The 23856-nt window shown below is 62.9% G+C and carries 18 protein-coding genes; 5 read left to right on the plus strand and 13 right to left on the minus strand.

The annotated features are described in order from the left end of the window. Positions 1-70 precede the first annotated feature (70 nt). From ACFY9W_RS12715 to ACFY9W_RS12730, 4 genes are all read right to left on the minus strand, one after another. Positions 71-1165, minus strand: a complete 1095-nt coding sequence (locus ACFY9W_RS12715; protein ID WP_391130558.1) for an extracellular solute-binding protein — start codon at positions 1163-1165, stop codon at positions 71-73. Positions 1166-1323: 158 nt separating this feature from the next. Then, positions 1324-2421 carry an extracellular solute-binding protein gene (locus ACFY9W_RS12720; RefSeq protein ID WP_391130561.1) on the minus strand — a complete coding sequence of 366 codons (1098 nt, stop codon included), beginning with the start codon at positions 2419-2421 and terminating at the stop codon, positions 1324-1326. A gap of 170 nt (positions 2422-2591) precedes the next feature. Continuing rightward, a complete protein-coding gene (locus ACFY9W_RS12725; RefSeq protein ID WP_391130564.1) occupies positions 2592-3953 on the minus strand; it encodes an aminotransferase in 1362 nt (453 codons plus the stop codon). Positions 3954-4001: 48 nt separating this feature from the next. Next, a complete protein-coding gene (locus ACFY9W_RS12730) occupies positions 4002-5360 on the minus strand; it encodes a glutamine synthetase family protein (protein WP_391130567.1) in 1359 nt (452 codons plus the stop codon). A gap of 574 nt (positions 5361-5934) precedes the next feature. On the opposite strand from ACFY9W_RS12730, the gene ACFY9W_RS12735 reads away from it, so the two are divergent. Then, a complete protein-coding gene (locus ACFY9W_RS12735; RefSeq protein WP_014592784.1) occupies positions 5935-7311 on the plus strand; it encodes a glutamine synthetase family protein in 1377 nt (458 codons plus the stop codon). 151 nt (positions 7312-7462) lie between these two features. Here ACFY9W_RS12735 and argA read toward each other — a convergent pair whose 3' ends face one another. Beyond that, positions 7463-8761, minus strand: coding sequence for an amino-acid N-acetyltransferase (gene argA / locus ACFY9W_RS12740; RefSeq protein WP_391130569.1), 1299 nt, complete (start codon positions 8759-8761; stop codon positions 7463-7465). Between the two features lie 124 nt (positions 8762-8885). Then, positions 8886-10028 (minus strand): acetylornithine deacetylase, encoded by a 1143-nt coding sequence (gene argE, locus ACFY9W_RS12745; protein WP_391130572.1) that lies wholly within the window; start codon positions 10026-10028, stop codon positions 8886-8888. A 114-nt stretch (positions 10029-10142) separates the two neighbouring features. Here argE and ACFY9W_RS12750 point away from each other — a divergent pair, with 114 nt between their 5' ends. Further along, positions 10143-11519: a CYTH domain-containing protein gene (locus ACFY9W_RS12750; RefSeq protein ID WP_391130575.1), complete on the plus strand. Its 1377-nt coding sequence runs from the start codon at positions 10143-10145 to the stop codon at positions 11517-11519. Positions 11520-11620: 101 nt separating this feature from the next. Here ACFY9W_RS12750 and ACFY9W_RS12755 read toward each other — a convergent pair whose 3' ends face one another. Continuing rightward, entirely contained in the window at positions 11621-12091 is a 471-nt protein-coding gene (locus tag ACFY9W_RS12755) for an Lrp/AsnC family transcriptional regulator (RefSeq protein WP_043198918.1), read from the minus strand. 126 nt (positions 12092-12217) lie between these two features. Here ACFY9W_RS12755 and ACFY9W_RS12760 point away from each other — a divergent pair, with 126 nt between their 5' ends. The 3 genes from ACFY9W_RS12760 to ACFY9W_RS12770 all read left to right on the plus strand — a co-directional run bounded on the left by ACFY9W_RS12760 (position 12218) and on the right by ACFY9W_RS12770 (position 14814). After that, on the plus strand, positions 12218-12523 hold the full coding sequence (locus ACFY9W_RS12760) for a hypothetical protein (protein WP_391130578.1): 306 nt from the start codon (positions 12218-12220) through the stop codon (positions 12521-12523). 213 nt (positions 12524-12736) lie between these two features. After that, the gene (locus tag ACFY9W_RS12765) at positions 12737-14410 is read left to right on the plus strand and encodes an ATPase, T2SS/T4P/T4SS family (RefSeq protein WP_391130581.1); all 1674 of its coding nucleotides are present in this window, start codon (positions 12737-12739) and stop codon (positions 14408-14410) included. A gap of 89 nt (positions 14411-14499) precedes the next feature. After that, the gene (locus ACFY9W_RS12770) at positions 14500-14814 is read left to right on the plus strand and encodes a DUF2388 domain-containing protein (protein WP_391130584.1); all 315 of its coding nucleotides are present in this window, start codon (positions 14500-14502) and stop codon (positions 14812-14814) included. 111 nt (positions 14815-14925) lie between these two features. On the opposite strand, the gene gcvP is transcribed toward ACFY9W_RS12770, so the two are convergent. The 6 genes from gcvP to ACFY9W_RS12800 all read right to left on the minus strand — a co-directional run bounded on the left by gcvP (position 14926) and on the right by ACFY9W_RS12800 (position 23852). After that, the gene (gene gcvP, locus ACFY9W_RS12775) at positions 14926-17799 is read right to left on the minus strand and encodes an aminomethyl-transferring glycine dehydrogenase (protein WP_391130587.1); all 2874 of its coding nucleotides are present in this window, start codon (positions 17797-17799) and stop codon (positions 14926-14928) included. Positions 17800-17993: 194 nt separating this feature from the next. Beyond that, on the minus strand, positions 17994-18377 hold the full coding sequence (gcvH, locus tag ACFY9W_RS12780; protein ID WP_391130590.1) for a glycine cleavage system protein GcvH: 384 nt from the start codon (positions 18375-18377) through the stop codon (positions 17994-17996). A 51-nt stretch (positions 18378-18428) separates the two neighbouring features. Then, entirely contained in the window at positions 18429-19511 is a 1083-nt protein-coding gene (gene gcvT / locus ACFY9W_RS12785) for a glycine cleavage system aminomethyltransferase GcvT (RefSeq protein WP_391130593.1), read from the minus strand. A 124-nt stretch (positions 19512-19635) separates the two neighbouring features. Continuing rightward, positions 19636-21258 (minus strand): ABC transporter permease subunit, encoded by a 1623-nt coding sequence (locus ACFY9W_RS12790; protein ID WP_391130596.1) that lies wholly within the window; start codon positions 21256-21258, stop codon positions 19636-19638. Between the two features lie 162 nt (positions 21259-21420). Beyond that, positions 21421-22422, minus strand: coding sequence for an extracellular solute-binding protein (locus ACFY9W_RS12795; protein ID WP_016712606.1), 1002 nt, complete (start codon positions 22420-22422; stop codon positions 21421-21423). Between the two features lie 212 nt (positions 22423-22634). Beyond that, positions 22635-23852: a 2-octaprenyl-3-methyl-6-methoxy-1,4-benzoquinol hydroxylase gene (locus ACFY9W_RS12800; RefSeq protein WP_391130598.1), complete on the minus strand. Its 1218-nt coding sequence runs from the start codon at positions 23850-23852 to the stop codon at positions 22635-22637. Positions 23853-23856 lie beyond the last annotated feature (4 nt).

Below are 23856 nucleotides of genomic sequence, written 5' to 3' on the forward strand. Positions count from 1 at the left end.
AGTGAAACTCCCAACAAGATTTTTGTGCCCGCGCGGCCTGTGTTCCAGGTACCGCAGCGGGTCTGGATAATTACTTGCCCGACTTGACCTTGGTCCAGCTACGGGTCATCAGGCGCTGCACCTTGGGCGGCAACTCTGAGTTCACGAACATCTTGTCCAGCACTTCCTGCGGTGGGTAAACCGCAGCGTCAGTCCTCACGGCCTGGTCCATCAGGTCGCCAGCCTTGGGGTTCGGGTTGGCGTAACCGACGTAATCACTGACCTGGGCGATAACCTCAGGCTTCAGCAAATAGTTGATGAAGGCGTGGGCCTCCTTGACGTTCTTGGCGTCCTTGGGAATCGCCAGCACGTCGAACCAGAGGTTGCCGCCTTCCTTGGGAATGGCGTAGGCCAGGTTCACGCCCTTCTTCGCTTCTTCGGCGCGGGCCTTGGCCTGGAACACATCACCCGAGAAACCCGCCGCGACGCAGATGTCGCCATTGGCCAGGTCGGTGATGTACTTGGACGAGTGGAAGTAGGTCACGTACGGGCGTACGGCCAGCAGCTTCTGCTCGGCTTTTGCATAATCCTTGGGGTCGGTGCTGTTGGGGCTGAGCCCCATGTAGTTGAGCACCGCCGGCAGCATTTCGTCCGCCGAGTCGAGGAAGGCTACACCGCACTTGGAGAGCTTCTTCATGTTCTCGGGTTCGAACAGCACCGCCCAGGAGTCGATGGTGTCCACGCCCAGCGCGGCCTTCACCTTGTCGACGTTGTAACCGATGCCGTTGGTGCCCCACAGGTAAGGCACGGCGTACTGGTTGCCCGGGTCGTTCTTTTCAAGGCGCTTCATCAACGCCGGGTCGAGATTGGAATAATTGGGCAGCAGGTTCTTGTCGAGCTTCTGGAACGCGCCCGCCTTGATCTGCTTGCCGAGGAAATGGTTGGACGGCACCACCACGTCATAGCCGGTGTTGCCGGCCAGCAGCTTGCCTTCCAGGGTTTCGTTGGAGTCGAACACGTCCTGCACAGGCTTGATGCCCGTGGCTTTCTCGAAGTCCGCAAGGGTGGTCGGGCCGATGTAGTCGGACCAGTTGTAGAAATGCACCGTAGGCGCCGCTTGGACGCTGCATGCCAGCGTCAGGCCCGCGCCAGCCATCAAGGCCTTGCGGAATACAGAAATAGACAAGTGGGTGCTCCTCACAATCAGTGCCTGGGTAGCGACAATGCTGCCGCACACGCAAAACCGGCGCGCAACTTACCTTCGCAGCTTCGATGCCGCAATCATCAATTGCCTTTCACTGGCTCTGGGCCGGGAAACCCCGGCCCAGAGGTGCCGCATCGGGGTTATTTGCCCGACTTGATCTTGGTCCAGCTGCGGGTGATCACACGCTGTACCGAAGCATCAGGCGCAGCGATTGCGTACAGCTGCTTCTTCACGTCGGCTGGCGGGTAGATGCTCGGGTCGCTGGTGATGTCTTTGTCGACCAACGGGGTCGCAGCCTCGTTACCGTTCGGGAAGCGTACGGCGTTGGTGATTTCAGCCATGATTTCTGGCTGCATCAGGAAGTTCATGAACTGGTAGGCAGCGTCTTTATGCTCGGCATCTTTCGGGATGGCGACCATGTCGTAGAAGGTGCCGGCACCTTCTTTCGGAATCACGTAGTCCACTTTGACCTTGTCGCCAGCTTCGTGGGCACGGGCCTTGGACTGCTCCAGGTCACCCGAGTAACCGACGGCCACGCAGATGTTGCCGTTGGCCATGTCGCCGATGTACTTGGACGAGTGGAAGTAGGTGATCGAAGGACGGATCTTGAGGAACAGGTCCTCGGCGGCCTTCAGGTCTTCTTTCTTGGTGCTGTTGCTTGGCAGGCCAAGGTAGTGCAGCGCGGCCGGCAGCATTTCGGTCGGGGCATCCAGGAAGCTCACGCCGCAGCTCTTGAGCTTGGCGATGTTCTCGGGCTTGAACACCACGTCCCACGAGTCGATCTTGTCCACACCCAGTGCGGCCTTGACCTTCTCCGGGTTGTAGCCGATGCCGATAGAGCCCCACATGTACGGGAAGGCGTGCTTGTTGTCCTTGTCGCTGGCATCGCCAACGGCTTTGAGCAGGTCGGTGTCGAGGTTCTTCCAGTTCGGCAGCTTGGAACGGTCCAGCTCTTCGTACACACCGGCCTTGATCTGCTTGGCCAGGAAGTTGTTGGACGGTACCACGATGTCGTAGCCCGACTTGCCTGCCAGCAGCTTGGCTTCGAGCGTTTCGTTGCTGTCGAAGACGTCGTACTTGACCTTGATACCGGTCTGCTTCTCGAACTTGGCGATGGTGTCTGGCGCGATGTAGTCCGACCAGTTGTAGACGTTCAACACCTTGTCTTCAGCCTGTGCAGCAGTAGCCATGGCACCCATCAGGGCTGCGGCCAGCAACGTCTTGCCCATTTTATTCATGCGTCATGCTCCAGATTTTTTTGATTAGCCATCCGTTCAGCAGCCAGGTCCCGCAGTACACGCGTTTGGGCGACTGAAGCAGCCGCTAGTCTGGCAAGTTCCAAGGCCCTGTTTCAAGGAAAGCAGGGCCTTGTAACGACTTAATGTCACATCGCTAGCCTAGCAAACTGTCAACGGATCGCTTCGAGCGTCAAATCGAGGCACTTGCGGGCCTTTTCCACCAGCTCGTCAATCTCCGCGTGGCTGATCACCAGCGGCGGCGCGATGATCATGGTGTCGCCCACCGCACGCATGATCAGGCCGTTCTCGAAGCAGAAGTTACGGCAGATCATGCCTACGCCCTTGCCTTCATAACGGCTGCGGGTGGCCTTGTCCTTGACCAGCTCGATTGCACCGAGCAGGCCCAGGCCGCGTACCTCGCCCACCAGCGGGTGGTCCTGCAGCTCACGCAAACGCTTTTGCAAATACGGTGCCGCTTCGCTGCGCGCCTTCTCGACAATGTGCTCGTCACGCAGGATGCGCAGGTTTTCCAGGCCCACGGCAGCCGCCACCGGGTGGCCCGAGTAGGTGAAGCCATGGTTGAAGTCGCCGCCTTCGCTGATCACCTTGGCCACGGCGTCACGCACGATCACACCGCCCATGGGGATGTAACCGGAGGTCAGTCCCTTGGCGATGGTCATCAGGTCGGGCTTGAGGTCGTAGTAGTCAGAGCCGAACCACTCGCCGGTGCGGCCGAAACCACAGATGACTTCGTCGGCAACAAACAGAATGTCGTACTTGGCCAGAATCTCCTTCACCTTCGGCCAGTAGGTCTCAGGCGGGATGATCACGCCGCCGGCGCCCTGGATCGGCTCGGCGATGAAGGCGGCGACGTTGTCTTCGCCGACTTCGAGAATTTTCTGTTCCAGCTGCTCGGCTGCCCACACGCCGAACTGGTCCGGGGTCATGTCACCGCCTTCGCCAAACCAGTACGGTTGCGGGATGTGCACGATACCCGGAATCGGCAGGCCGCCCTGCTCATGCATGCCGCTCATGCCGCCCAGGCTGGCACCGGCCACGGTGGAGCCGTGGTAGCCGTTGATGCGGCCGATGATGGTCTGCTTGTGCGGTTTTCCCTTGAGCGCCCAGTAGTGGCGCACCATGCGCAGCACGGTGTCGTTGCCTTCGGAGCCGGAGCCGGTGAAGAACACATGGGTCATGCCTTCGGGGGCCACGTCGGTGATCGCCTTGGCCAGCTCCAGCGCAGGCGGGTGGGCGGTCTGGAAGAACAGGTTGTAGTACGGCAGCTCGCGCATCTGCTTCTCGGCTGCCTGCACCAGTTCTTCCCGGCCGTAACCGACCGCCACGCACCACAGGCCAGCCATGCCGTCGAGAATCTTGTGCCCCTCGCTGTCCCACAAATGCACACCCTGGGCCTTGGTGATGATGCGCGGCCCCTTCTCTTTCAGCTGCTTGTAGTCACTGAAAGGTGCGAGATGGTGCTCCCCGCTCAGGGTTTGCCATTCACGGGTTTGCGGGTTGTTGACGCTCATGTGCTTCTCCGTTATTCGACAGCCGCGCTCCAGCGGCACCAGGGTTGATCAGACAGCGAACAGCAGGAACTCACGCTCCCAGGAACTGATGACACGCTTGAAGTTTTCGTGCTCGGCGCGTTTGGTGGCCACGTAGCCAGTAATGAATTTCTTGCCCAGGTACTGCACCAGCGCACGGCTGTTTTCCATGCGTTCCAGGGCGTCTTCGATGGTCAACGGCAAGCGCAGGTTGCGGCGTTCATAGCCACGGCCCTGTACAGGCGCGCTGGCTTCGATGCCTTCGACCATGCCGATGTAGCCACACAGCAGGCTGGCGGCGATGGCCAGGTACGGGTTGGCGTCGGCGCCCGGCAGGCGGTTCTCGACACGGCGGCTTTGCGGGCCGGCATCCGGCACACGCAGGCCGACGGTGCGGTTCTCTTCGCCCCACTCCACGTTTACCGGCGCCGATGTGTCGGGCAGGAAGCGGCGGAACGAGTTGACGTTGGGGGCGAACAGCGGCAGCGCCTCGGGGATGAACTTCTGCAGGCCACCAATGTGGTTGAGGAACAGCTCGCTCATGCTGCCGTCTTCGTTGCTGAAGATGTTCTTGCCGGTGGCCACGTCGACCACGCTCTGGTGCAGGTGCATGGCACTGCCCGGCTCGCCGGTCATAGGCTTGGCCATGAACGTGGCGGCCACGTTGTGCTTGAGCGCAGCCTCGCGCATGGTGCGCTTGAACACGAGGATCTGGTCAGCCAGGTGCAAGGCGTTGCCGTGACGGAAGTTGATTTCCATCTGCGCCGTGCCGTCTTCGTGGATCAGTGTGTCCAGGTCCAGCTGTTGCAGTTCGCACCAGTCGTAGACGTCTTCGAACAGCGGGTCGAATTCGTTTGCAGCTTCGATCGAGAACGACTGGCGGCCGGTTTCCGGGCGGCCCGAACGGCCAACCGGCGGTTGCAGCGGGAAGTCCGGGTCTTCGCTGCGCTTGGTCAGGTAGAACTCCATCTCGGGGGCCACAATCGGCTGCCAGCCCTTGTCGGCGTAGAGTTTCAATACCTTCTTCAGCACGTTGCGCGGCGACAGTTCGACCGGGTTGCCCTTCTTGTCGTAGGTGTCGTGGATCACCTGGGCAGTCGGCTCGATGGCCCACGGCACCAGGAACACGGCGTTCTCGTCGGGGCGGCAGATCATGTCGATGTCGGCCGGGTCGAGCAGTTCGTAATAGATGTCGTCGTCGACGTAGTCGCCGGTCACGGTCTGCAGCAGCACGCTCTCGGGCAGGCGCATGCCTTTTTCGGCGATGAATTTGTTGGTAGGCGAAATCTTGCCGCGCGTGATGCCGGTCAGGTCACTGATCATGCATTCGACTTCGGTGATCTTGTGCTCTTTCAACCAATCGGTGAGCTGGTCGAGGTTGTTACTCATAAATACCTCAGGAGGTAAGGTGGTCCGCGACTTGATTCTGGATGGAGTAGGTTGCTAAAGCAAAAACCCCCGCGCAGAGCCACAGTGGATACACTGAAAACAGCTGTGTCCGTAATGAGTTCGATAGGCAGAAAGACGAAGCGAAAGGCGGCAAGCCGCTACGAGGGCGAGTCCGGGTAGGCCAAACGTCAATTATTGCGGCCAGGGCGGCCACGCCATTGACGAAGCTTGCAAAAACGACGGAGGTACCCGATGGCACTGCGCAGGCAGTGCTTTCAGGTCGCGGCAAGCGGACCATGTGACCCTCGTATTATTGTGTTTTGGGTTGTGACCGAGCTTAGCCTTGTTCATTTTTTTACACAACACCTGCGTAAAAAATAAAAGACGGCACGCTTGAGATAGCCCTTCACAGGTGAAATAGCGGATAATGGCACGCCCCGATATGCAGCAAATCTGCCGTAGATGTGCCATTTCAGGGCATCATGGGGTTGGCTTGACATCAGTAGGGCTTTTCGATTGACTGGTCTTGCAAGCCCCCCTTGATTGATATTTTTAACAACAAAGGTGTTGCATCATGTCGGTACCCCCGCGTGCCGTTCAGCTTAACGAAGCGAACGCGTTCCTTAAGGAACATCCTGAGGTTCTCTACGTTGACCTTCTGATTGCAGATATGAATGGTGTGGTGCGTGGCAAGCGCATTGAGCGCACCAGCCTCCACAAGGTTTACGAGAAAGGCATCAACCTGCCGGCCTCCCTCTTCGCCCTGGACATCAACGGTTCCACCGTCGAAAGCACCGGGCTGGGTCTGGATATCGGCGATGCCGACCGCATCTGCTATCCAATCCCCGACACACTCTGTAACGAGCCGTGGCAAAAGCGCCCTACCGCCCAGCTGCTGATGACCATGCACGAGCTGGAAGGTGAGCCGTTCTTCGCCGACCCGCGTGAAGTGCTGCGCCAGGTGGTGAGCAAGTTCACTGACATGGGCCTGACCATTTGCGCCGCGTTCGAGCTGGAGTTCTACCTGATCGACCAGGAGAACGTGAACGGCCGCCCACAACCGCCGCGCTCGCCAATCTCGGGTAAACGCCCGCAGTCGACCCAGGTGTACCTGATCGACGACCTCGACGAATATGCCGACTGCCTGCAGGACATCCTTGAAGGCGCGAAAGAGCAAGGCATCCCGGCCGACGCCATCGTCAAGGAAAGCGCCCCGGCGCAGTTCGAAGTCAACCTGCACCACGTGGCAGACCCGCTCAAGGCCTGCGACTACGCGGTATTGCTCAAGCGGTTGATCAAGAACATCGCCTACGACCATGAAATGGATACCACCTTCATGGCCAAGCCCTACCCGGGCCAGGCAGGCAACGGTCTGCATGTACACATTTCCGTGCTGGACAAAGATGGCAACAACATCTTCACCAGCGAGGATCCCGAGCAGAACGCCGCGCTACGTCACGCTGTCGGCGGTGTGCTCGAGACCCTGCCCGCGTCCATGGCGTTCCTTTGCCCGAACGTCAACTCGTACCGCCGCTTTGGCGCGCAGTTCTATGTACCGAACGCGCCAAGCTGGGGCCTGGACAACCGCACCGTGGCCCTGCGCGTGCCAACCGGCTCGGCGGACGCCGTGCGCATCGAGCACCGCGTGGCCGGTGCCGACGCCAACCCGTACCTGATGATGGCTGCTGTGTTGGCCGGTGTGCACCATGGCCTGACCAACAAGATCGAGCCTGGCGCCCCGATCGAAGGCAACTCGTACGAACAGCTGGAGCAGAGCCTGCCGAACAACCTGCGCGACGCCCTGCGCGAGCTGGACGACAGCGAGATCCTGAACAAGTACATCGATCCGAAGTACATCGACATCTTCGTCGCGTGCAAGGAGAGCGAGCTGGAGGAGTTCGAGCACTCGATCTCCGACCTCGAGTACAACTGGTACCTGCATACCGTGTAAACAAGAACGCCGCCCATAAGGGCGGCGTTTTTGTTTGAGATCGGTGTCGCCTGCTTCGCGGGCTTGCCCGCTCCCACAGGTACATCACAGGTTTCAAGCCTTGTGATTACCCTGTGGGAGCGGGCGAGCCCGCGAAGAGGCCGGTGCAGGCTTACAGGGACTTCTCGAAAATCTTCGAATTGCGCTGGTAGTTGTACAGCGAAGCCCGCGCCGCCGGCAGCCGCTCTACCCCGCTTGGCGCAAAACCACGCTCACGGAACCAGTGCGCGGTACGCGTTGTAAGCACGAACAAGGTATTCAGCCCCATCTGCCGCGCCCGGCTCTCGATGCGCTCCAGCAATTCATCCCCACGCCCGCCATGGCGGTACTCCGGGTTCACCGCCAGGCACGCCAGCTCCCCTGCCTCGGAATCGGCAATCGGGTACAGCGCCGCGCAGGCGATGATCATGCCCTCGCGCTCCACCACGCTGAACTGCTCGATCTCCCGCTCCAGCACCTCGCGCGAGCGGCGCACCAGGATGCCCTGCTCTTCCAGCGGGCTGATCAGCTCCAGCAAGCCACCCACGTCCTCGATGGTGGCCTCGCGCACCACTTCAAACTGCTCCTGCGACACCAGCGTACCGCCACCGCCACGGGTGAATAGCTCGGTCAGCAAAGCGCCGTCTTCGGCATAGCTGACGATATGGCTGCGCGCCACACCGCCTTTGCAGGCCTCGGCGGCAGCATCCAGCAACTCGCCCTGGTAGTCGCTGCCCAAGCGCTGAAGATGCGGGGCAACCTGCTGCGGGCGCAGCTCCCGTACCAGCTTGCCATCTGCATCCAGCAACCCCGGCTCGGCACCGAACAGCAGCAGCTTGTCAGCGCCCAGCTCGATGGCAGCGCGGGTGGCCACGTCTTCGCAGGCCAGGTTGAAAATCTCGCCAGTTGGCGAGTAGCCCAGCGGCGACAGCAGCACGATGGAGCGCTCATCCAGCAGGCGGCTGATGCCCTTGCGGTCGACCCGGCGCACTTCGCCGGTGTGGTGGTAGTCCACCCCTTCAAGCACGCCGATCGGCCGTGCGGTCACCAGGTTGCCAGACGCTACACGCAGGCGTGAGCCCTGCATCGGCGAAGCAGCGATGTCCATCGACAGGCGCGCCTCGATGGCCAGGCGCAGGGCACCAACGGCATCGATCACGCAATCAAGGGTGGCTGCGTCGGTGATGCGCAGGCCATGGTGGTAGTGCGGGGTCAGCCCGCGATCCGCCAGGCGGCTTTCGATCTGCGGGCGCGAGCCATGCACCAGCACCAGCCGCACGCCAAGGCTGTGCAGCAGCACCAGGTCATGGACGATGTTGCCGAAATTAGGGTGTTCCACCCCATCGCCAGGGAGCATGACCACGAAGGTGCAGTCGCGATGGGCATTGATGTACGGGGAGGCATGACGCAGCCAGTTGACGTAGTCGGGCATGACAGGGCCTGTGGATAAGTGGACGGAGAACGGCGATAAAGGGGGCGTTCAGGATCATCGTCGGAACAGGCTTGCGGTCACGCGCGGTCTCCTCTAGGCAGGAACGAATAAGGTCAATGGACGTTTAGTCCAGGCAATAGTGCCGGATCAGGTCACGCAATAGACGCACGGTAGGCTCGATTCGTGACATTTCAAGGTATTCGCCGGGCTGGTGGGCACAGGCGATGTCGCCAGGGCCCAGCACGATGGTCTGGCAACCCAGCTGCTGAAGATAAGGCGCTTCGGTGCCGAACGCCACCGCTTCGGCGCGATGCCCGGTCAGGCGCTCCGCCACTTGCACCAACTCGGCATCGGCCGCCTGCTCGAACGGCGGAACCTCCGGGAACAGGGGCGCGTAGTCGATGCGCACATCATGGCGCTCGGCCACGGGCACAAGCTTCTCGCGAATGGCGGCACGCAGCTGCTCCACATCCATGCCCGGCAACGGCCGCAGGTCGAACTCCAGGGCGCACTGGCCGCAGATGCGGTTGGGGTTGTCGCCACCGTGGATACAGCCAAAGTTCATGGTCGGGGTCGGCACGGTGAATTGCGGGTTGCGATAGGTTTGCTGCCAGTGCTGGCGCAGGCCCATCAGCTCGCCCATCACGGCGTGCATGGCCTCCATGGCACTACGGCCCAGGTTCGGGTCCGACGAATGGCCGCTGCGCCCGAGGATGTCGATGCGGTCCATGAGGATGCCCTTGTGCATGCGGATCGGCCGCAGCCCGGTCGGCTCGCCGATCACCGCCGCACGGCCCAGCGGCTGGCCGGCCTCGGCCAGGGCGCGGGCACCGGACATGGAGCTTTCTTCGTCGCAGGTGGCAAGGATCAGCAGCGGCTGCTTGAAGTCGTGCTCCAGCAGCGGGATGACCGCTTCGATGACCAGGGCGAAAAAACCCTTCATGTCGCAGCTGCCCAGGCCGACCCAGCGGCCATCCACCTCGGTCAGCTTCAGTGGGTCACTGGCCCACAGTTGTTCGTCATAGGGCACGGTGTCGCTGTGCCCCGCCAGCACCAGGCCACCCGGGCCGGTGCCACGGCTGGCCAGCAGGTTGAACTTGCCGGGGGTGACCTGCTGGATGTCACATTTGAAACCCAGGTCGCCCAGCCACCCCGCCAGCAGGTCGATGACCTGGCGGTTGGGCTGATCCAGCGCAGGTTGGGTGCAACTGACCGAAGGCGCGGCGATCAAGGCGGCAAACTGGTCTTTCAGCGTCGGCAACGGCATGCACATACTCCTCGGAAGCGTTGCCCATCATAGGACTATCCGCTGTCTGGAATAAACCGTTGGCAGCGGACTGCTGTAGACTCTCTGCCAACCACGCCCCCCTTCGAGTCTGTGATGCACAAAGAAACCGAACTGAAGCTCCGCGCCAGCCGCGAGACCCTTGCCGCCCTGCGCGAGCACCCTCTGCTGAAAAAGCGCAACAAGTCCGGCTGGCAGACCCGCGAACTGACCAACCAGTACTTCGACACCCCCGAGCGTGAGCTGTCCGCCGCGCGTGTCGCCCTGCGCCTGCGCCGCGATGGCGATGTGGTCATCCAGACCCTCAAGTGCCGCGGCCAGAGTGTGGCGGGCCTGTCCGAGCGCAACGAGTACGAGTGGAACCTGGACAAAGCCAAGCTCGACCTGAAAAAACTCGACGCCAGCTGCTGGCCCGAGCAGTTGGCCGAGCTGGACAAAAAGACCATCAAGCCACTGTTCACCACCGACTTCACCCGCGAGTTCGCTGAAATCGCCTGGGGCCGTGGCAAAAGCAAGGTCGTGATCGAGGCCGCGCTGGACCAGGGCTTTGTGGTTGCCGGCAAGCGCAAGGAAGAGATCTGCGAGCTGGAACTCGAACTGCGCGAGGGCGAACCGCAAGCCCTGCTGGAACTGGCCGCCGAGCTGGCCGCCAGCCTGCCACTGATGCCCTGCGACATCAGCAAGGCGGAGCGTGGCTACCGCCTGCTGGAGCCGGACAGCTACGAGCTGGGCCTGCCACACACCGAGCTGGACGCCGAAATGGCTGTGGACGACGCCTACGCCGCGCTGGCCTGGCAACTGCTGGGCAGCACCCAGCGCCTGGCTGAGCAATATCGCCATAATGGCCACTGGCGCCTGCTGCAGGACTGGGTCGAGTGCCTGAGCGAGCTGCGCGCAATCACCGCCAGCCTGGGCCAGGCCGCACCGCGTGCCACTACCCGCGACCTGCGCAGTAGCCTGGATGCCTTGCTGGAAGACTGGCGCCCGCTGGTACAAGCCGGTAACGATGACGAAGACATCCGCCGCGCCGCCCCCGAGCAATTCGCCGAAGAGCTGGAAGACGTGCGTTGGGGCCAGTTCTCGCTGGAAACCTCGCGCTGGCTGCTGGCCCGTGCCTGGACCGCAGAGCGCAAAGGCCGTGGCGAACGCCAGGGCAAGGCGCAACTGGCCAGCTGGCTGGGGCATTTGCTGGGCGAAGAAGGCCGTGCACTGAAGCTGCCGCTGTACACCCAGCGCCCGGAAGACCTGGCCGAGCAATTGCCGCGTATCGAACAGCTGCTGGCCTGGCTGCACCATGCCCGTCAGGTACTGGAGGCGCCGCAGATGGACCGCCTGTATGGCGACCTGAAGAAACTGCATGAGCTGGCAGAGCTGCCATTGGGCGAGGAGCCTGATGAACTGCTTGAGGCGCGTATCGAGCAGGCTCGTGCTGTGGATCAAAGCCGCGGCTGGAAACACCTGCTCAAGGCTTGAGACCGCGTCGCCTTCTTCGCGGGCTTGCCCGCTCCCACAGGTACTGCGCAGGCCTCAGGCTTGGCGCAGTACCTGTGGGAGCGGGCAAGCCCGCGAAAGCTTCACCGAGACAGTGGCAGGCTGGTGGTGGACTTGATCTCCGACAGCGCCACAATCGAATTCACTTCCTGGATACCCGGCACGTTCGACAGCTTTTCAAAGAAGAACCGCTCATAAGCCTCGATATCCGACGTAACGATCCGCAGCAGAAAGTCCACCGACCCCATCAGCACATAGCACTCCAGTACCTCAGGGAACCCGCGGATCGCCTCGGTAAACTCGGTAAAGTTGGAGCGCCCGTGAGCATTGAGCTTCACCTCGGCGAAAATCTGCGTGTTGAGGCCAACCTTCTTGCGGTCCAGCAAGGTCACCTGCCCGCGAATCACCCCCTCCTCCTTCAAGCGCTGAATGCGCCGCCAGCACGGCGATTGCGAAAGCCCAACACGCTCGGCGATCTGCGCGCTGGACAGCGAAGCGTCCTCTTGCAGCAGTTCTAGAATACGGCGGTCGTAGGCGTCCAGCTCGCTATGCATTATTCAATCTCCTGAAAGCCAATATCTGAATTAATCAATTCGCCAACATTGCGAAATGATCAAATCATAGCGAAATAATACCGCTACCAACGTGCAAAAATTTCTCCCACATTCGCGGAGACCAGCATGAACGCACAGCCCCGTACCGACGCCTGGGCCGCCAGCAACGCCCACAGCACCGTCCACTATCGCCTGCAAGCCGAAGCCGAACCCGACAGCTTGTGCCGGGTACTCAACCTGTTTGCCCTACAATTCCTGACCCCACACAGCGTGCAGGTCTGCCAGCAGGATGATTGGCTGGATATCGAGGTGGGTATCGGCGGGCTGAGCTGGCACCGGGCCGAGGTGATTGCGCAGAAACTGCGCAACCTGGTGTGCGTGGGTGAGGTGAGCCTGACCAACCAGCAGCGGGTGGAGTTGGCGGTGGTCTGAGGTATCCGTTGTTCCTGCTCTGGCCTCTTCGCGGGCATGCCCGCTCCCACAGGTCCAGCGCAAGCCTCGAATGCCGTGCAGATCCTGTGGGAGCGGGCGTGCCCGCGAAGAGGCCAGCACCGGCAGCGCAAAATCCCGAAACCCTTCACCGCCATCAACCGCCCCACGTCCGTCTAACCTTGATCAGCACTCCCCTCAGGCACGGACGCCACCATGCACACCCCCGACAACCCGGCACTCGATCTCAGGCGCGTGCTCGAAGCCCTGCTCGCCGACCAGCACCTGCACGCCAATGACACCCTGCAAGTCCTGGAACACGCCGCCGCCCACCCGGCCAGCCACCCGCTTGAGCAGATAGCCGCCTGCAGGCTGGAGAACCGCCTGCACCCCGGCCAATGCCTGGACCTGGACCGCCTCTGCCAATGGCTGTCCGGCAAGGTCAACCAGCCGTACCTGCGCATCGACCCGATGCAACTCGACCTGCCCCAGGTCACTGGCCTGATATCCCCGGCCTTCGCCCAGCGCCATGGCATCCTCATCGTCGCCGCCGACCCTTCCGGTATCACCGTCGCCAGCGCCCAGCCTTATCAGGATGACTGGCAGCAAGACCTGGCCCGCAGCCTGGGCCGGCCAATCCGCCGCGTGCTGGCAAGCCCGGTGCAAATCCGCCAGTCTGGGCAGGCTTTCCACCGCCTGGCCCAGTCGGTAAAGGGTGCACAGCACCAGCAATCGACCCGCCTGGGCGAGCTCGAACAGCTGCTGGAGCTGGGCAAGCGCCAGGCCGAGGCCAGCGCCGACGACGCGCACATCGTGCATATCGTCGACTGGCTGCTGCAGTACGCCATTGAACAACGCGCCAGTGATATCCACCTGGAGCCCCGACGCGAACAAGGCCAGTTGCGCTACCGCATAGATGGCCTGTTGCACACCGTCTATAGCTTCCCCGCCGGGGTAACCCTGGCACTGGTCAGCCGCCTCAAGCACCTGAGCCGCATGGACGTTGCCGAGAAGCGCCGGCCGCAGGACGGCCGCCTGCAAAGCCGGCTGCCGAGGGGCCGCGAAGTGGAGTTGCGGCTGTCGACCCTGCCGACGCCATTCGGCGAAAAGCTGGTACTGCGCCTGTTCGACCCGCACCAGTTGCAAGAGGGCTTCGACCGCCTCGGCCTGGAGGGGGCGCAGCTGGCACAGTGGCAAAGCCTGCTTGGCCAACGCCAAGGGATCATCCTGGTTACCGGCCCCACTGGCTCCGGCAAGACCAGCACGCTGTACGCCAGCCTCAAGCTGCTGGCCACGCCACAGGTCAACCTGTGCACCATCGAAGACCCGATCGAGCGACTTGAGCCGGCCTTCAACCAGTTGCAGGTCCAACCGGCCCTGGACCTGGGCTTTGCCGACGGTGTGCGGGCTTTACTGCGCCAGGACCCGGACATCATCATGATCGGTGAAATCCGCGACCGCGAAACCGCCCTGGTGGCGGTGCAGGCAGCCCTGACCGGGCATCTGGTGCTGTCGACCCTGCATACCAACGACGCCTGCTCGGCAATCACCCGCCTGCAAGAACTGGGTGTGGCCGACTACCTGATCAAGGCGACGCTTATCGGCGTCATGGCCCAGCGGCTGGTGCGTACCCTATGCACGGATTGCCAGGCGACGGCATCAGCCAACTGCCGCACATGTCGGGGTACCGGCTTTCATGGGCGCACGGGGTTGTTCGAACTGCTCGAGCCAAGCGACAGCCTGCGTGCACTGATCGGCCCGAACGCCGACCTGACCCGATTGCGGCGCCAGGCACTGGCCGACGGCCTGGTGGACCTGCGCCGTTGTGGCGAGGCGAAAGTGGCCAGCGGGCAGACGCGAGAGGAAGAAGTGCTGCGCGTCTGCAGCTGACGAAAAGCCCCTTGCATTCAGGAACTTGCCTCGCCTGAAAAGATCCAACCGCGCATCTTCAACCCCCTCACCCTTCGAGGTGTTTCAACATGCGTCTCAAAACCGCCATCGCTGCCGCTGCCTTGCTTTCGCTGCCTGTGGGCTCGGCCATGGCCGATACCTTCTGGCGTAACATAATGACTTCCGGTGCCACCACGGCATCGAGCTACCTGACCTCGCACGATCACAAGCTGGTAGTAGCGGCACAGGATGATGCCGGCAGCTTCGTGGCCAGCGAAGGGGCCATTCGAGGGCCGTTTCTGGAGGCGGCGTTGAAGCAGGTGCGGGCGGAGAACCCGGGGATGCAGGCTTCCGATATGGAACTGGCCAATGCCATCCTGGCCAAGAATGCAGTAGCCGAATAACCGCGTCGCCTTCTTCGCGGGCTTGCCCGCTCCCACAGGAGTTGCACAAGATTCAAGCCCTGCACGGTCCCTGTGGGAGCGGGCAAGCCCGCGAAGAAGCCACCACCAATCTCAGCGATAAGCCTCCACCGGTACACACGAACAGAACAGGTTCCTGTCCCCATACACGTTGTCGACCCGGTTCACCGCCGGCCAGTACTTGTGCTGGCGCACGTGTGCACTGGGCGCCACCGCCTGCGCCTGGCTATAGGGCCGATCCCACACCCCCAGCACATCCTCCAGCGTATGCGGCGCATGCTTGAGCGGGTTGTTCTCCGCAGGCCAGTTACCCTCCTGCACCTCGGCAATTTCCGCGCGAATCGCCAGCATCGCCTCGACAAAGCGGTCCAGCTCGGCTTTCGACTCACTTTCGGTCGGTTCCACCATCAGCGTGCCCGGCACCGGGAATGACATGGTCGGGGCATGGAAGCCATAGTCCATCAGGCGCTTGGCCACATCCTCTTCGCTGATGCCGGTCTGCACTTTCAACGGCCGCAGGTCGAAGATGCACTCGTGCGCCACCCGCTGGTTGCGCCCGCGGTACAGCACCGGGAAGGCGCCACCCAGCTGGCTGGCCAGGTAGTTGGCCGAAAGGATCGCCACCTCGCTGGCGTCGGCCAGCTGCGGCCCCATCATGGCGATGTACATCCAGCTGATCGGCAAAATGCTCGCGCTGCCCCACGGCGCGGCACTGACCGCACTGTTGTTCGGGTCCAGGCCAGCCACCGGGACTACCGGGTGGCTGGCGACGAATGGTTCAAGGTGCGCACGAATGCCGATCGGCCCCATGCCCGGGCCGCCACCACCGTGAGGAATGCAGAAAGTCTTGTGCAGGTTCATGTGCGAGACATCGGCCCCCATGTCCGCCGGGCGCGCCAGGCCCACCTGGGCATTGAGGTTGGCACCGTCCATGTACACCTGGCCGCCATGCTGGTGCACCACCTCGCAGATTTCGCGGATCCCTTCTTCGTACACGCCGTGGGTCGACGGGTAAGTGACCATCAGGCACGACAAGCGCTCCCCGGCCGCGTGGGCCTTGCGCTTGAGGTCGGCCAGGTCGACGTTGCCATTGTCATCGCAATCGACGATCACCACGTCCATGCCCGCCATCTGCGCTGAAGCCGGGTTGGTGCCATGGGCTGACGACGGGATCAGGCACAGCGTACGCGCTGGCTGGTGGCGGCTGCGGTGATAACGGGTAATTGCCATCAGGCCAGCATATTCGCCCTGCGCGCCGGAGTTGGGCTGCATGCAAATGGCGTCGAAGCCGGTAATCGCGCACAACCAGCTTTCCAGTTCGTCGATCATCGCCTTGTAGCCGGTGGCCTGCCCGGCCGGGGCAAACGGGTGCAGCTGGGCAAAACCGGGCCAGGTGATGGGGATCATCTCGCTGGTGGCGTTGAGCTTCATGGTGCAGGAGCCCAGCGGGATCATCGACTGATTCAGGGCCAGGTCCTTGTTCTCCAGCTGCTTGAGGTAGCGCAGCATTTCGGTTTCGCTGTGGTGCAGGTTGAACACCGGGTGAGCGAGGATGGGTGAACGCCGCGCCAGGGTGGCCGGGATGCCCTCAGGCAGGGCCAACTGATCCAGCGTGGCGATATCCAACCCGTGATCGACCCCCAGGAAGATGTCGAACAACCGCAGCACCGTATGCTCGCTGCACGTCTCGTCCAGGCTCACAGCCAAATGCCCGCGACCGAGGATGCGCAAGTTGACCTGCGCAGCTTCGGCGCTTTCGATGATGGCCGCCTGGGTCCCCCCAACATCCAGCGTGAGGGTGTCGAAAAAATGCTGGTTGATGCGTTTGATGCCTTTGGCCTCAAGGCCGGCAGCCAGAATGAAGGTCAGCCGATGCACCCGCTGGGCGATGCGTTGCAGGCCCTCCGGGCCGTGGTACACCGCGTAGAAGCCAGCAATGTTGGCCAGCAGAACCTGGGCCGTACAAATGTTGGAGTTGGCCTTCTCGCGGCGGATATGCTGCTCACGGGTCTGCAAGGCCATGCGCAGCGCCGTGTTGCCACGGGCATCACGCGACACACCAATGATGCGCCCAGGCATGGCCCGCTTGTAGTCGTCGCGACAGGCGAAATAGGCCGCGTGGGGGCCGCCGTAGCCCATCGGCACGCCAAAGCGCTGGGTAGAGCCCAGCACCACATCGGCGCCCAGCTCGCCAGGCGGCGTCAGCACTACCAGGCTGAGCAGGTCGGCGGCCACGCAGGCCAGTGCCTGCTGGCCATGCAACTGGTCGATCAGTGGGCGCAGGTCGCGCACCTCGCCATGGGTGTCAGGGTATTGCAGCAAAGCGCCAAATACCGAGTGTTTGCCAAGGTTGTCCACCGTGTCGACGATCAGCTCGAAGCCAAAGCCCTCGGCCCGGGTCTTCAGCACCGACAGGGTCTGCGGGTGGCAGTGCTCGTCGGCAAAGAAGGCGTTGCTCTTGTTGCGCGCCACCCGCTTGGCCAGGGCCATGGCTTCGGCAGCGGCGGTTGCTTCATCGAGCAGCGACGCATTGGCCAACGCCAGCCCGGTGAGGTCGATGACCATCTGCTGGAAGTTCAGCAGCGCCTCCAGCCGGCCTTGGGCGATTTCGGGTTGGTACGGCGTGTAGGCGGTGTACCAGCCGGGGTTTTCCAGCACGTTGCGCAGGATGACCGTAGGCGTGATGGTGCCGTGGTAGCCCATGCCGATCAGGCTGGTCCACACCTGGTTCTGTTCGGCATAACCGGCCAGCTTGGCCAGGGCAGCCTGTTCGTCCAGCGCTGGCGGCAGGTCGAGGGCGCGATTGAGGCGGATGTCGGGGGGAACGGTCTGCTCGATCAGCTCGCTGCGGCTGGCGACACCCAGCACGTTGAGCATGGCCTGCTGCTCGGAAGCATCCGGGCCCAGGTGGCGACGCAGGAAAGGGTTGAGCTCTTGCAGTTGATGCAGGGATGGCGACTGGGACATGTCGACGCTCTCTTCCTAGACCGGGTCTCATGGAGACTTATAAGTCTAGGAAGGATTGCCGATTCTGCGGGGAAACTTGCTTTGCCTGTACCGGCCTCTTCGCGGGCATGCCCGCTCCCACAGGTCAAGCACAGGCCCAAAGCTGGCGCTATCCCTGTGGGAGCGGGCGTGCCCGCGAAGCAGGCGACGCGGTCTTATTCGCCGATCGCAGCCTTGTAGGCAGCAGCATCCAGCAGCTTGTCCAGCTCGGCCTTGTCGCTTGGCTTGAGCTTGAAGATCCACGATTCATAAGGTTCTTCGTTAAGCAGTTCCGGGCTGTCAGCCAGCTCATCGTTCACCGCGATCACTTCGCCACCCACCGGGGCATAGATGTCCGAAGCGGCCTTCACCGACTCGACCACACCGGCTGCGTCGCCAGCGCCAAACACCTTGCCAACTTCGGCCAGTTCAACGAATACCACGTCACCCAGGGCTTGCTGGGCGTGGTCGCTGATGCCTACGGTCACAGTGCCATCGGCTTCCAGGCGAGCCCATTCATGGCTTTCGGCAAAACGCAGATCGGCGGGGATATTGCTCATGTCTTGAATTCCTCGATTGGCTCAGCGGTACGCCCGCCGGTTAAAAATTGTTCAGATCAAAATCTTGCCGTGGCGCACGAAGGTCGGCTTGACCACCCGCACCGGGTACCACTTGCCGCGGATTTCCACCTCGGCCCTGTCACCGGTAGCCATGGGCACGCGCGCCAGCGCAATGGACTTGCTCAGCGTAGGAGAGAAACTACCACTGGTGATCTCCCCTTCGCCAATGCCTGATACACGCACCACCTGATGGGCACGCAATACGCCGCGCTCCTCCAGCACCAGGCCGACCAGTTTTTCCTGCACGCCGTTCTCGATTTCCGCCAGCAGGCCGGCGCGCCCGATGAAGTCGCGCTCAGCCGGCTCCCAGGCGATGCTCCAGCCCAGGTTGGACGTCAACGGCGTGTGGGCTTCATCGATATCCTGACCGTACAGGTTCATGCCGGCTTCCAGCCGCAGGGTATCGCGGGCGCCAAGGCCACTGGGCGCGATGCCGGCGCCAACCAGGTCGTTGAAGAAGGCTACGGCCTGCTCACCCGGGAAGATGATTTCCAGGCCGTCTTCGCCGGTATAGCCCGTGCGGGCGATGAACCAGTCGCCTTCGTTGACGCCTTCGAACGGGCGCAACTCGCGGATCAGCGCAGCGCGGGCGGGGCTGAGCAGGGCCGCAACCTTTTCACGGGCATGCGGCCCCTGGATGGCAAGGATGGCAAGGTCGGGGCGGGGCTGGAAGGCCACGGCGAAACCGGCCCTCTGTTGCTGTAGCCAGTCGAGCACTTTGGCCCGGGTGGCAGCATTGGTAACCAGGCGGTAGCCGCCTTCTGTGCGGTAGACCAGCAAGTCGTCGATTACCCCACCCTGCGCGTGCAGCAGCGGGCTGTACAGTGCCTTGCCGACGTCGTCGAGGCGGGCCACGTCGTTGGCCAGCAAGCGCTGTAGCCAAACGCAGGCATCGGTGCCCTCGACGTCGATCACGGTCATGTGGGAAACATCGAAAACGCCGCAGTCTCTGCGCACCTGGTGGTGCTCCTCGACCTGCGAGCCATAGTGCAGGGGCATGTCCCAGCCACCGAAATCGACCGTCTTGGCGCCTAGCGCCAGGTGCAAGTCGTACAAAAGCGTGCGCTGTCCCATGGGTTTCTCCTTCCGGGCGTGGCGAAGCGGCGGCGGTCGATGACGTTGCTCGTCAGCTCTTCTTGTTTAACACCCGTCGCGCGAATGCCGCGCATTGTAGCCGCAAGGTGGCAAGCTGGCACCCTCAGTCACTGTGACCGGGTCGACGTGCCGAACGGCGGATCAGGCCGATGACCGGCAGCAACCCCACCAGCACCAGCGTCAACGCCGGCAGCGATGCGCGCGCCCATTCGCCCTCGCTGGTCATCTCGAACACCCGGACCGCCAGGGTGTCCCAGCCGAACGGTCGCATCAGCAAGGTGGCCGGCATTTCCTTGAGCACGTCGACGAACACCAGCAACGCAGCGCTCAGGGCGCCGGGCACCAGCAGCGGCAGATACACCTTGAAAAACAATCTCGCGCCACCGACACCCAGGCTGCGGGAAGCCTCGGGCAGTGACGGGCGGATACGCTCCAGGCTGTTCTCCAGCGGCCCATAGGCCACCGCGATGAAGCGCACCAGGTAGGCCAGCAGCAACGCCGAGAGGCTCCCCAGCAGCAGCGGCTTGCCTGCCCCACCCAACCAGCTGGACAGCGGGATGACCAGCTGGTTATCGAGGTGGCTGAAGGCCAGCATGATTGCCACCGCCAGCACCGAGCCTGGCAACGCATAGCCCAGGTTGGCTAGCCCGACACCGGCACGGATCGCGCCGGTCGGCGCCTGGCGCCGGGCAAAAGCCAGCAGCAGCGCCACGCACACGGTGACCAGCGCCGCCATGCCACCCAGGTACAAGGTGTGCAGCACCAGGCCGACATAACGCTCGTCCAGGTCATGCCGACCGCGTTGCCAGCACCACGCCAGCAACTGCAGCAGCGGGATGACGAAGGCGCAGGCGAACACCAGCAGGCACCAACCGCTGGCCAACAGTGCCTTGACCCCGCGCAGGTGGTACAACGCCTGCCCCCGCGGCCGCTCGTTGCCGCTGCGGCTGGCCCCCCGGGCACGGCGCTCGCCGTACAGCACCAGCATCACCGCCAGCAACAGCAGGCTGGCCAGCTGGGCGGCACTGGACAGGCTGAAGAAGCCGTACCAGGTCTTGTAGATGGCGGTGGTGAACGTGTCGAAGTTGAACACCGCCACCGCGCCGAAGTCGGCCAGGGTTTCCATCAGGGCCAGGGCGATACCGGCACCGATCGCAGGCCGCGCCATGGGCAGGGCCACACGCCAGAATGCTTGCAAGGGTGACAGCCCGAGTACCCGCGCTGCCTCCATCAGGCCCTTGCCCTGGGCCAGGAAGGCCGTGCGCGCCAGCAGGTAGACGTAGGGGTAGAACACCAGCACCAGAACGATGATCACCCCACCGGTGGAGCGCACCCGCGGCAGGCGCATGGGCCCGAACACTTCGCGCAGGGCACTTTGCACCGGGCCGGCGAAGTCCAGCAGGCCGACGAAGACAAACGCCAGCACGTAGGCCGGGATGGCGAACGGCAACATCAGCGCCCAGTCCAGCCAGCGTCGGCCGGGGAACTCGCAGAGGCTGGTGAGCCAGGCGAGACTGACCCCCAGCACGGTGACACCGATGCCGACGCCCACCACCAGGGTCAGGGTATTGCTGAGCAGGCGGCTCATCTGGGTGTCGAGCAGGTGCGACCAGATCTGCGTGTCGATCGACTGCCAGGACAACAGCAGCACGCTCAGGGGCAGGAGTACCAGGGCGGCGATCAGGGAGACCGGGAGGTACCAGCGGCGTTGGGGGGTGTGGGGCAAGTTGAGTGTCTCTGTGGCTGAATTGCGACCGCTTTGCGGTCGTTCGCGGGCATGCCCGCTCCCACAGGGCTCGCACAGTAATTGAATCCTGTGCAGTTCCTGTGGGAGCAGGCGAGCCCGCGAAAGGGCCCGTGCAGGCCCCAAAAGCTTAAAGCCTGACGCTTAGTTGTAGCCAGCCCGATCCATCAGGCGGATGGCTTCAGCCTGGCGCTTGCCGGCAATTTCCACTGGAATGGTGTCGGCCTTGAAGCTGCCCCACGCCGCCACTTCCTCCGAGGGCTTGACCTTCGGGTTGGCCGGGAATTCCTGGTTGATGTCGGCGAACAGCTTCTGCGCCTCCTCGCCAGTCATCCACTCCACCAGCTTTTTCGCCGCTTCCGGGTGCGGTGCGTGCTTGGTCAGGCCAATGCCCGACAGGTTCACGTGCACGCCACGGTCACCCTGGTTTGGCCAGAAAATCTTCACCGGCAGCTTCGGGTTCTGCTTGTGCAGGCGGCCGTAGTAGTAGGTATTGACCACGCCCACGTCGCACTGGCCGGCCTCGATGGCCTGGATCACCGCGTTGTCGTCGGAGAACACATCGGTAGACAAGTTGTTGACCCAGCCTTTGACGATTTGCTCGGTCTTGGCCTCGCCATGGGTTTCGATCAGGGTGGCGGTAAGCGACTGGTTGTACACCTTCTTCGCCGTGCGCAGGCACAGGCGGCCTTCCCACTGTTTGTCGGCCAGGGCTTCGTAGGTGCTCAGTTCTTCGGGTTTGACCCGCTCGGTGGAGTAGATGATGGTGCGCGCGCGCAGGCTCAGGCCGGTCCAGTCATGGGACGAGGCACGGTACTGCGACGGGATGTTCTGGTCGATGATGTCGGACTTGATCGGCTGCAGGATGCCCATTTGCTCGGCCTGCCACAGGTTGCCGGCGTCGACGGTCAGCAGCAGGTCGGCCACGCCGTTGTCGCCCTCGGCCTTGATGCGCTGCATCAGCGGGGCTTCCTTGTCGGTGATGAACTTGATCTTGACGCCGGTCTTGGCGGTATAGGCATCGAACACCGGCTTGATCAGCTCGTCGATGCGCGAGGAGTACACCACCACTTCGTCCGCCGCCTGGGCGGTGCCGCCGAACAGGGTCAGGGCCAGGGCGGCCAGTAGGGGCTTGCGTGGCAACATGTGAAGCACTCCTCGGATCGTTTGAGAGGTGCAAATGGTAGTGAATCCCATTTTCTGGCTCATCTACCTAGCCGTTACCGGATGTTGCAGAGGGTTAACAGCCGTAAGGTTCCTGTGGGAGCGGGCATGCCCGCGAAACAGGCGGCGCGGTGTATGGCACCGGCTTTGCCGGTGTTCGCGGGCATGCCCGCTCCCACAGGAACCCAGTTACCTCACGCCTTTGCCAGCTCCGGAAGGTCCCCGGTCAATCCGAGAGCCTGGCGCACGAACACCGCCTTGGCCTCCGGCATCTGCTCTACCAGTTTCAACCCACTGTTACGCAACCAGCGCAACGGCAACGGGTTAGCCTGGAACAACCGCTCAAAACCTTCCATTGCCGCCATCAGCGCCAGGTTGTGCGGCATGCGTCGCCGCTCGTAACGGCTCAACACTTTCACATCTGCCAGCCGTTCACCACGCTCGCAGGCATTGACCAGCACTTCGGCCAGCACTGCGGCATCGAGGAAGCCCAGGTTCACGCCCTGCCCGGCCAACGGGTGAATGGTGTGGGCCGCGTCGCCGATCAAAGCCAGGCCTTCATCCACATAGCGCTTCGCATGGCGCTGGCGCAGCGGCACACACACCCGCGGGTCGGCCTGCAACACATCGCCAAGGCGCCCTTCGAACGCCCGTTCCAGAGCCTTCAGGAAGGCTGCTTCATCCAGCGCCATCAACTGCTCAGCATGTTCCGGGGTAGTCGACCACACAATCGAGCACCAGTCCTGCTGGCCATCGCGGCTCAACGGCAGGAAGGCCAACGGCCCCTCATCGGTAAAGCGCTGCCAGGCCGTGGCCTGGTGCCCGGCACTGCAACGCACACTGGTGACGATGGCGTGGTGAAGGTAATCCCACTCGCGGGTCTCGCAACCGGCCAGGCGTCGCACGGCCGAGTTGGCGCCATCGGCCGCGATCACCAGCGGCGCACGCAACTGGCGGCCATCGGCCAGGGTCAGCAGCCATTCATCGCCGGAACGGCGCAGCTGCTCCAGCCGGGCATTGGGCAACAGGCCTATGTCACTGTCGTGCAGACGCTCCAGCAAGCCGTCCTGCACTACCCGGTTCTCGACGATATGGCCGAGCACCTGGGCATGCACGCTGGCCGCCGAGAAGTGAATCTGCCCGGTGCCGCTGCCATCCCACACATGCATGTCGGAGTACGGCGTGGCACGCCGCCGGGCAATACCATCCCAGGCGCCAAGGCGCTCCAGGATGCGCTGGCTGGCCGCAGACAGCGCGCTGACACGCGGCTCGAACGGGGCCTGGGCATCGAATGGCTTGACCGTGAGCGGCCCGCCATCGAGCAAGAGGATTTGCAGGCCACTGTGGCGCAACGCCAGGGCCAGTGCGCTGCCGACCATACCGGCACCGACAATCAACAGATCTGCGCGCATTTCC

It is taken from the genome of Pseudomonas sp. NPDC008258 (genome assembly GCF_042956345.1).
Taxonomy (GTDB): Bacteria; Pseudomonadota; Gammaproteobacteria; order Pseudomonadales; family Pseudomonadaceae; genus Aquipseudomonas.

Excerpts from the sequence above, each read along its gene's own strand:
- ACFY9W_RS12720 (WP_391130561.1), bottom strand. The coding sequence starts at position 2,421 with ATGAATAAAATGGGCAAGACGTTGCTGGCCGCAGCCCTGATGGGTGCC.
- ACFY9W_RS12725 (WP_391130564.1), bottom strand. The coding sequence starts at position 3,953 with ATGAGCGTCAACAACCCGCAAACCCGTGAATGGCAAACCCTGAGCGGG.
- ACFY9W_RS12730 (WP_391130567.1), bottom strand. The coding sequence starts at position 5,360 with ATGAGTAACAACCTCGACCAGCTCACCGATTGGTTGAAAGAGCACAAG.
- ACFY9W_RS12735 (WP_014592784.1), top strand. The coding sequence starts at position 5,935 with ATGTCGGTACCCCCGCGTGCCGTTCAGCTTAACGAAGCGAACGCGTTC.
- argA (WP_391130569.1), bottom strand. The coding sequence starts at position 8,761 with ATGCCCGACTACGTCAACTGGCTGCGTCATGCCTCCCCGTACATCAAT.
- argE (WP_391130572.1), bottom strand. The coding sequence starts at position 10,028 with ATGCCGTTGCCGACGCTGAAAGACCAGTTTGCCGCCTTGATCGCCGCG.
- ACFY9W_RS12750 (WP_391130575.1), top strand. The coding sequence starts at position 10,143 with ATGCACAAAGAAACCGAACTGAAGCTCCGCGCCAGCCGCGAGACCCTT.
- ACFY9W_RS12755 (WP_043198918.1), bottom strand. The coding sequence starts at position 12,091 with ATGCATAGCGAGCTGGACGCCTACGACCGCCGTATTCTAGAACTGCTG.
- ACFY9W_RS12760 (WP_391130578.1), top strand. The coding sequence starts at position 12,218 with ATGAACGCACAGCCCCGTACCGACGCCTGGGCCGCCAGCAACGCCCAC.
- ACFY9W_RS12765 (WP_391130581.1), top strand. The coding sequence starts at position 12,737 with ATGCACACCCCCGACAACCCGGCACTCGATCTCAGGCGCGTGCTCGAA.
- ACFY9W_RS12770 (WP_391130584.1), top strand. The coding sequence starts at position 14,500 with ATGCGTCTCAAAACCGCCATCGCTGCCGCTGCCTTGCTTTCGCTGCCT.
- gcvP (WP_391130587.1), bottom strand. The coding sequence starts at position 17,799 with ATGTCCCAGTCGCCATCCCTGCATCAACTGCAAGAGCTCAACCCTTTC.
- gcvH (WP_391130590.1), bottom strand. The coding sequence starts at position 18,377 with ATGAGCAATATCCCCGCCGATCTGCGTTTTGCCGAAAGCCATGAATGG.
- gcvT (WP_391130593.1), bottom strand. The coding sequence starts at position 19,511 with ATGGGACAGCGCACGCTTTTGTACGACTTGCACCTGGCGCTAGGCGCC.
- ACFY9W_RS12795 (WP_016712606.1), bottom strand. The coding sequence starts at position 22,422 with ATGTTGCCACGCAAGCCCCTACTGGCCGCCCTGGCCCTGACCCTGTTC.
- ACFY9W_RS12800 (WP_391130598.1), bottom strand. The coding sequence starts at position 23,852 with ATGCGCGCAGATCTGTTGATTGTCGGTGCCGGTATGGTCGGCAGCGCA.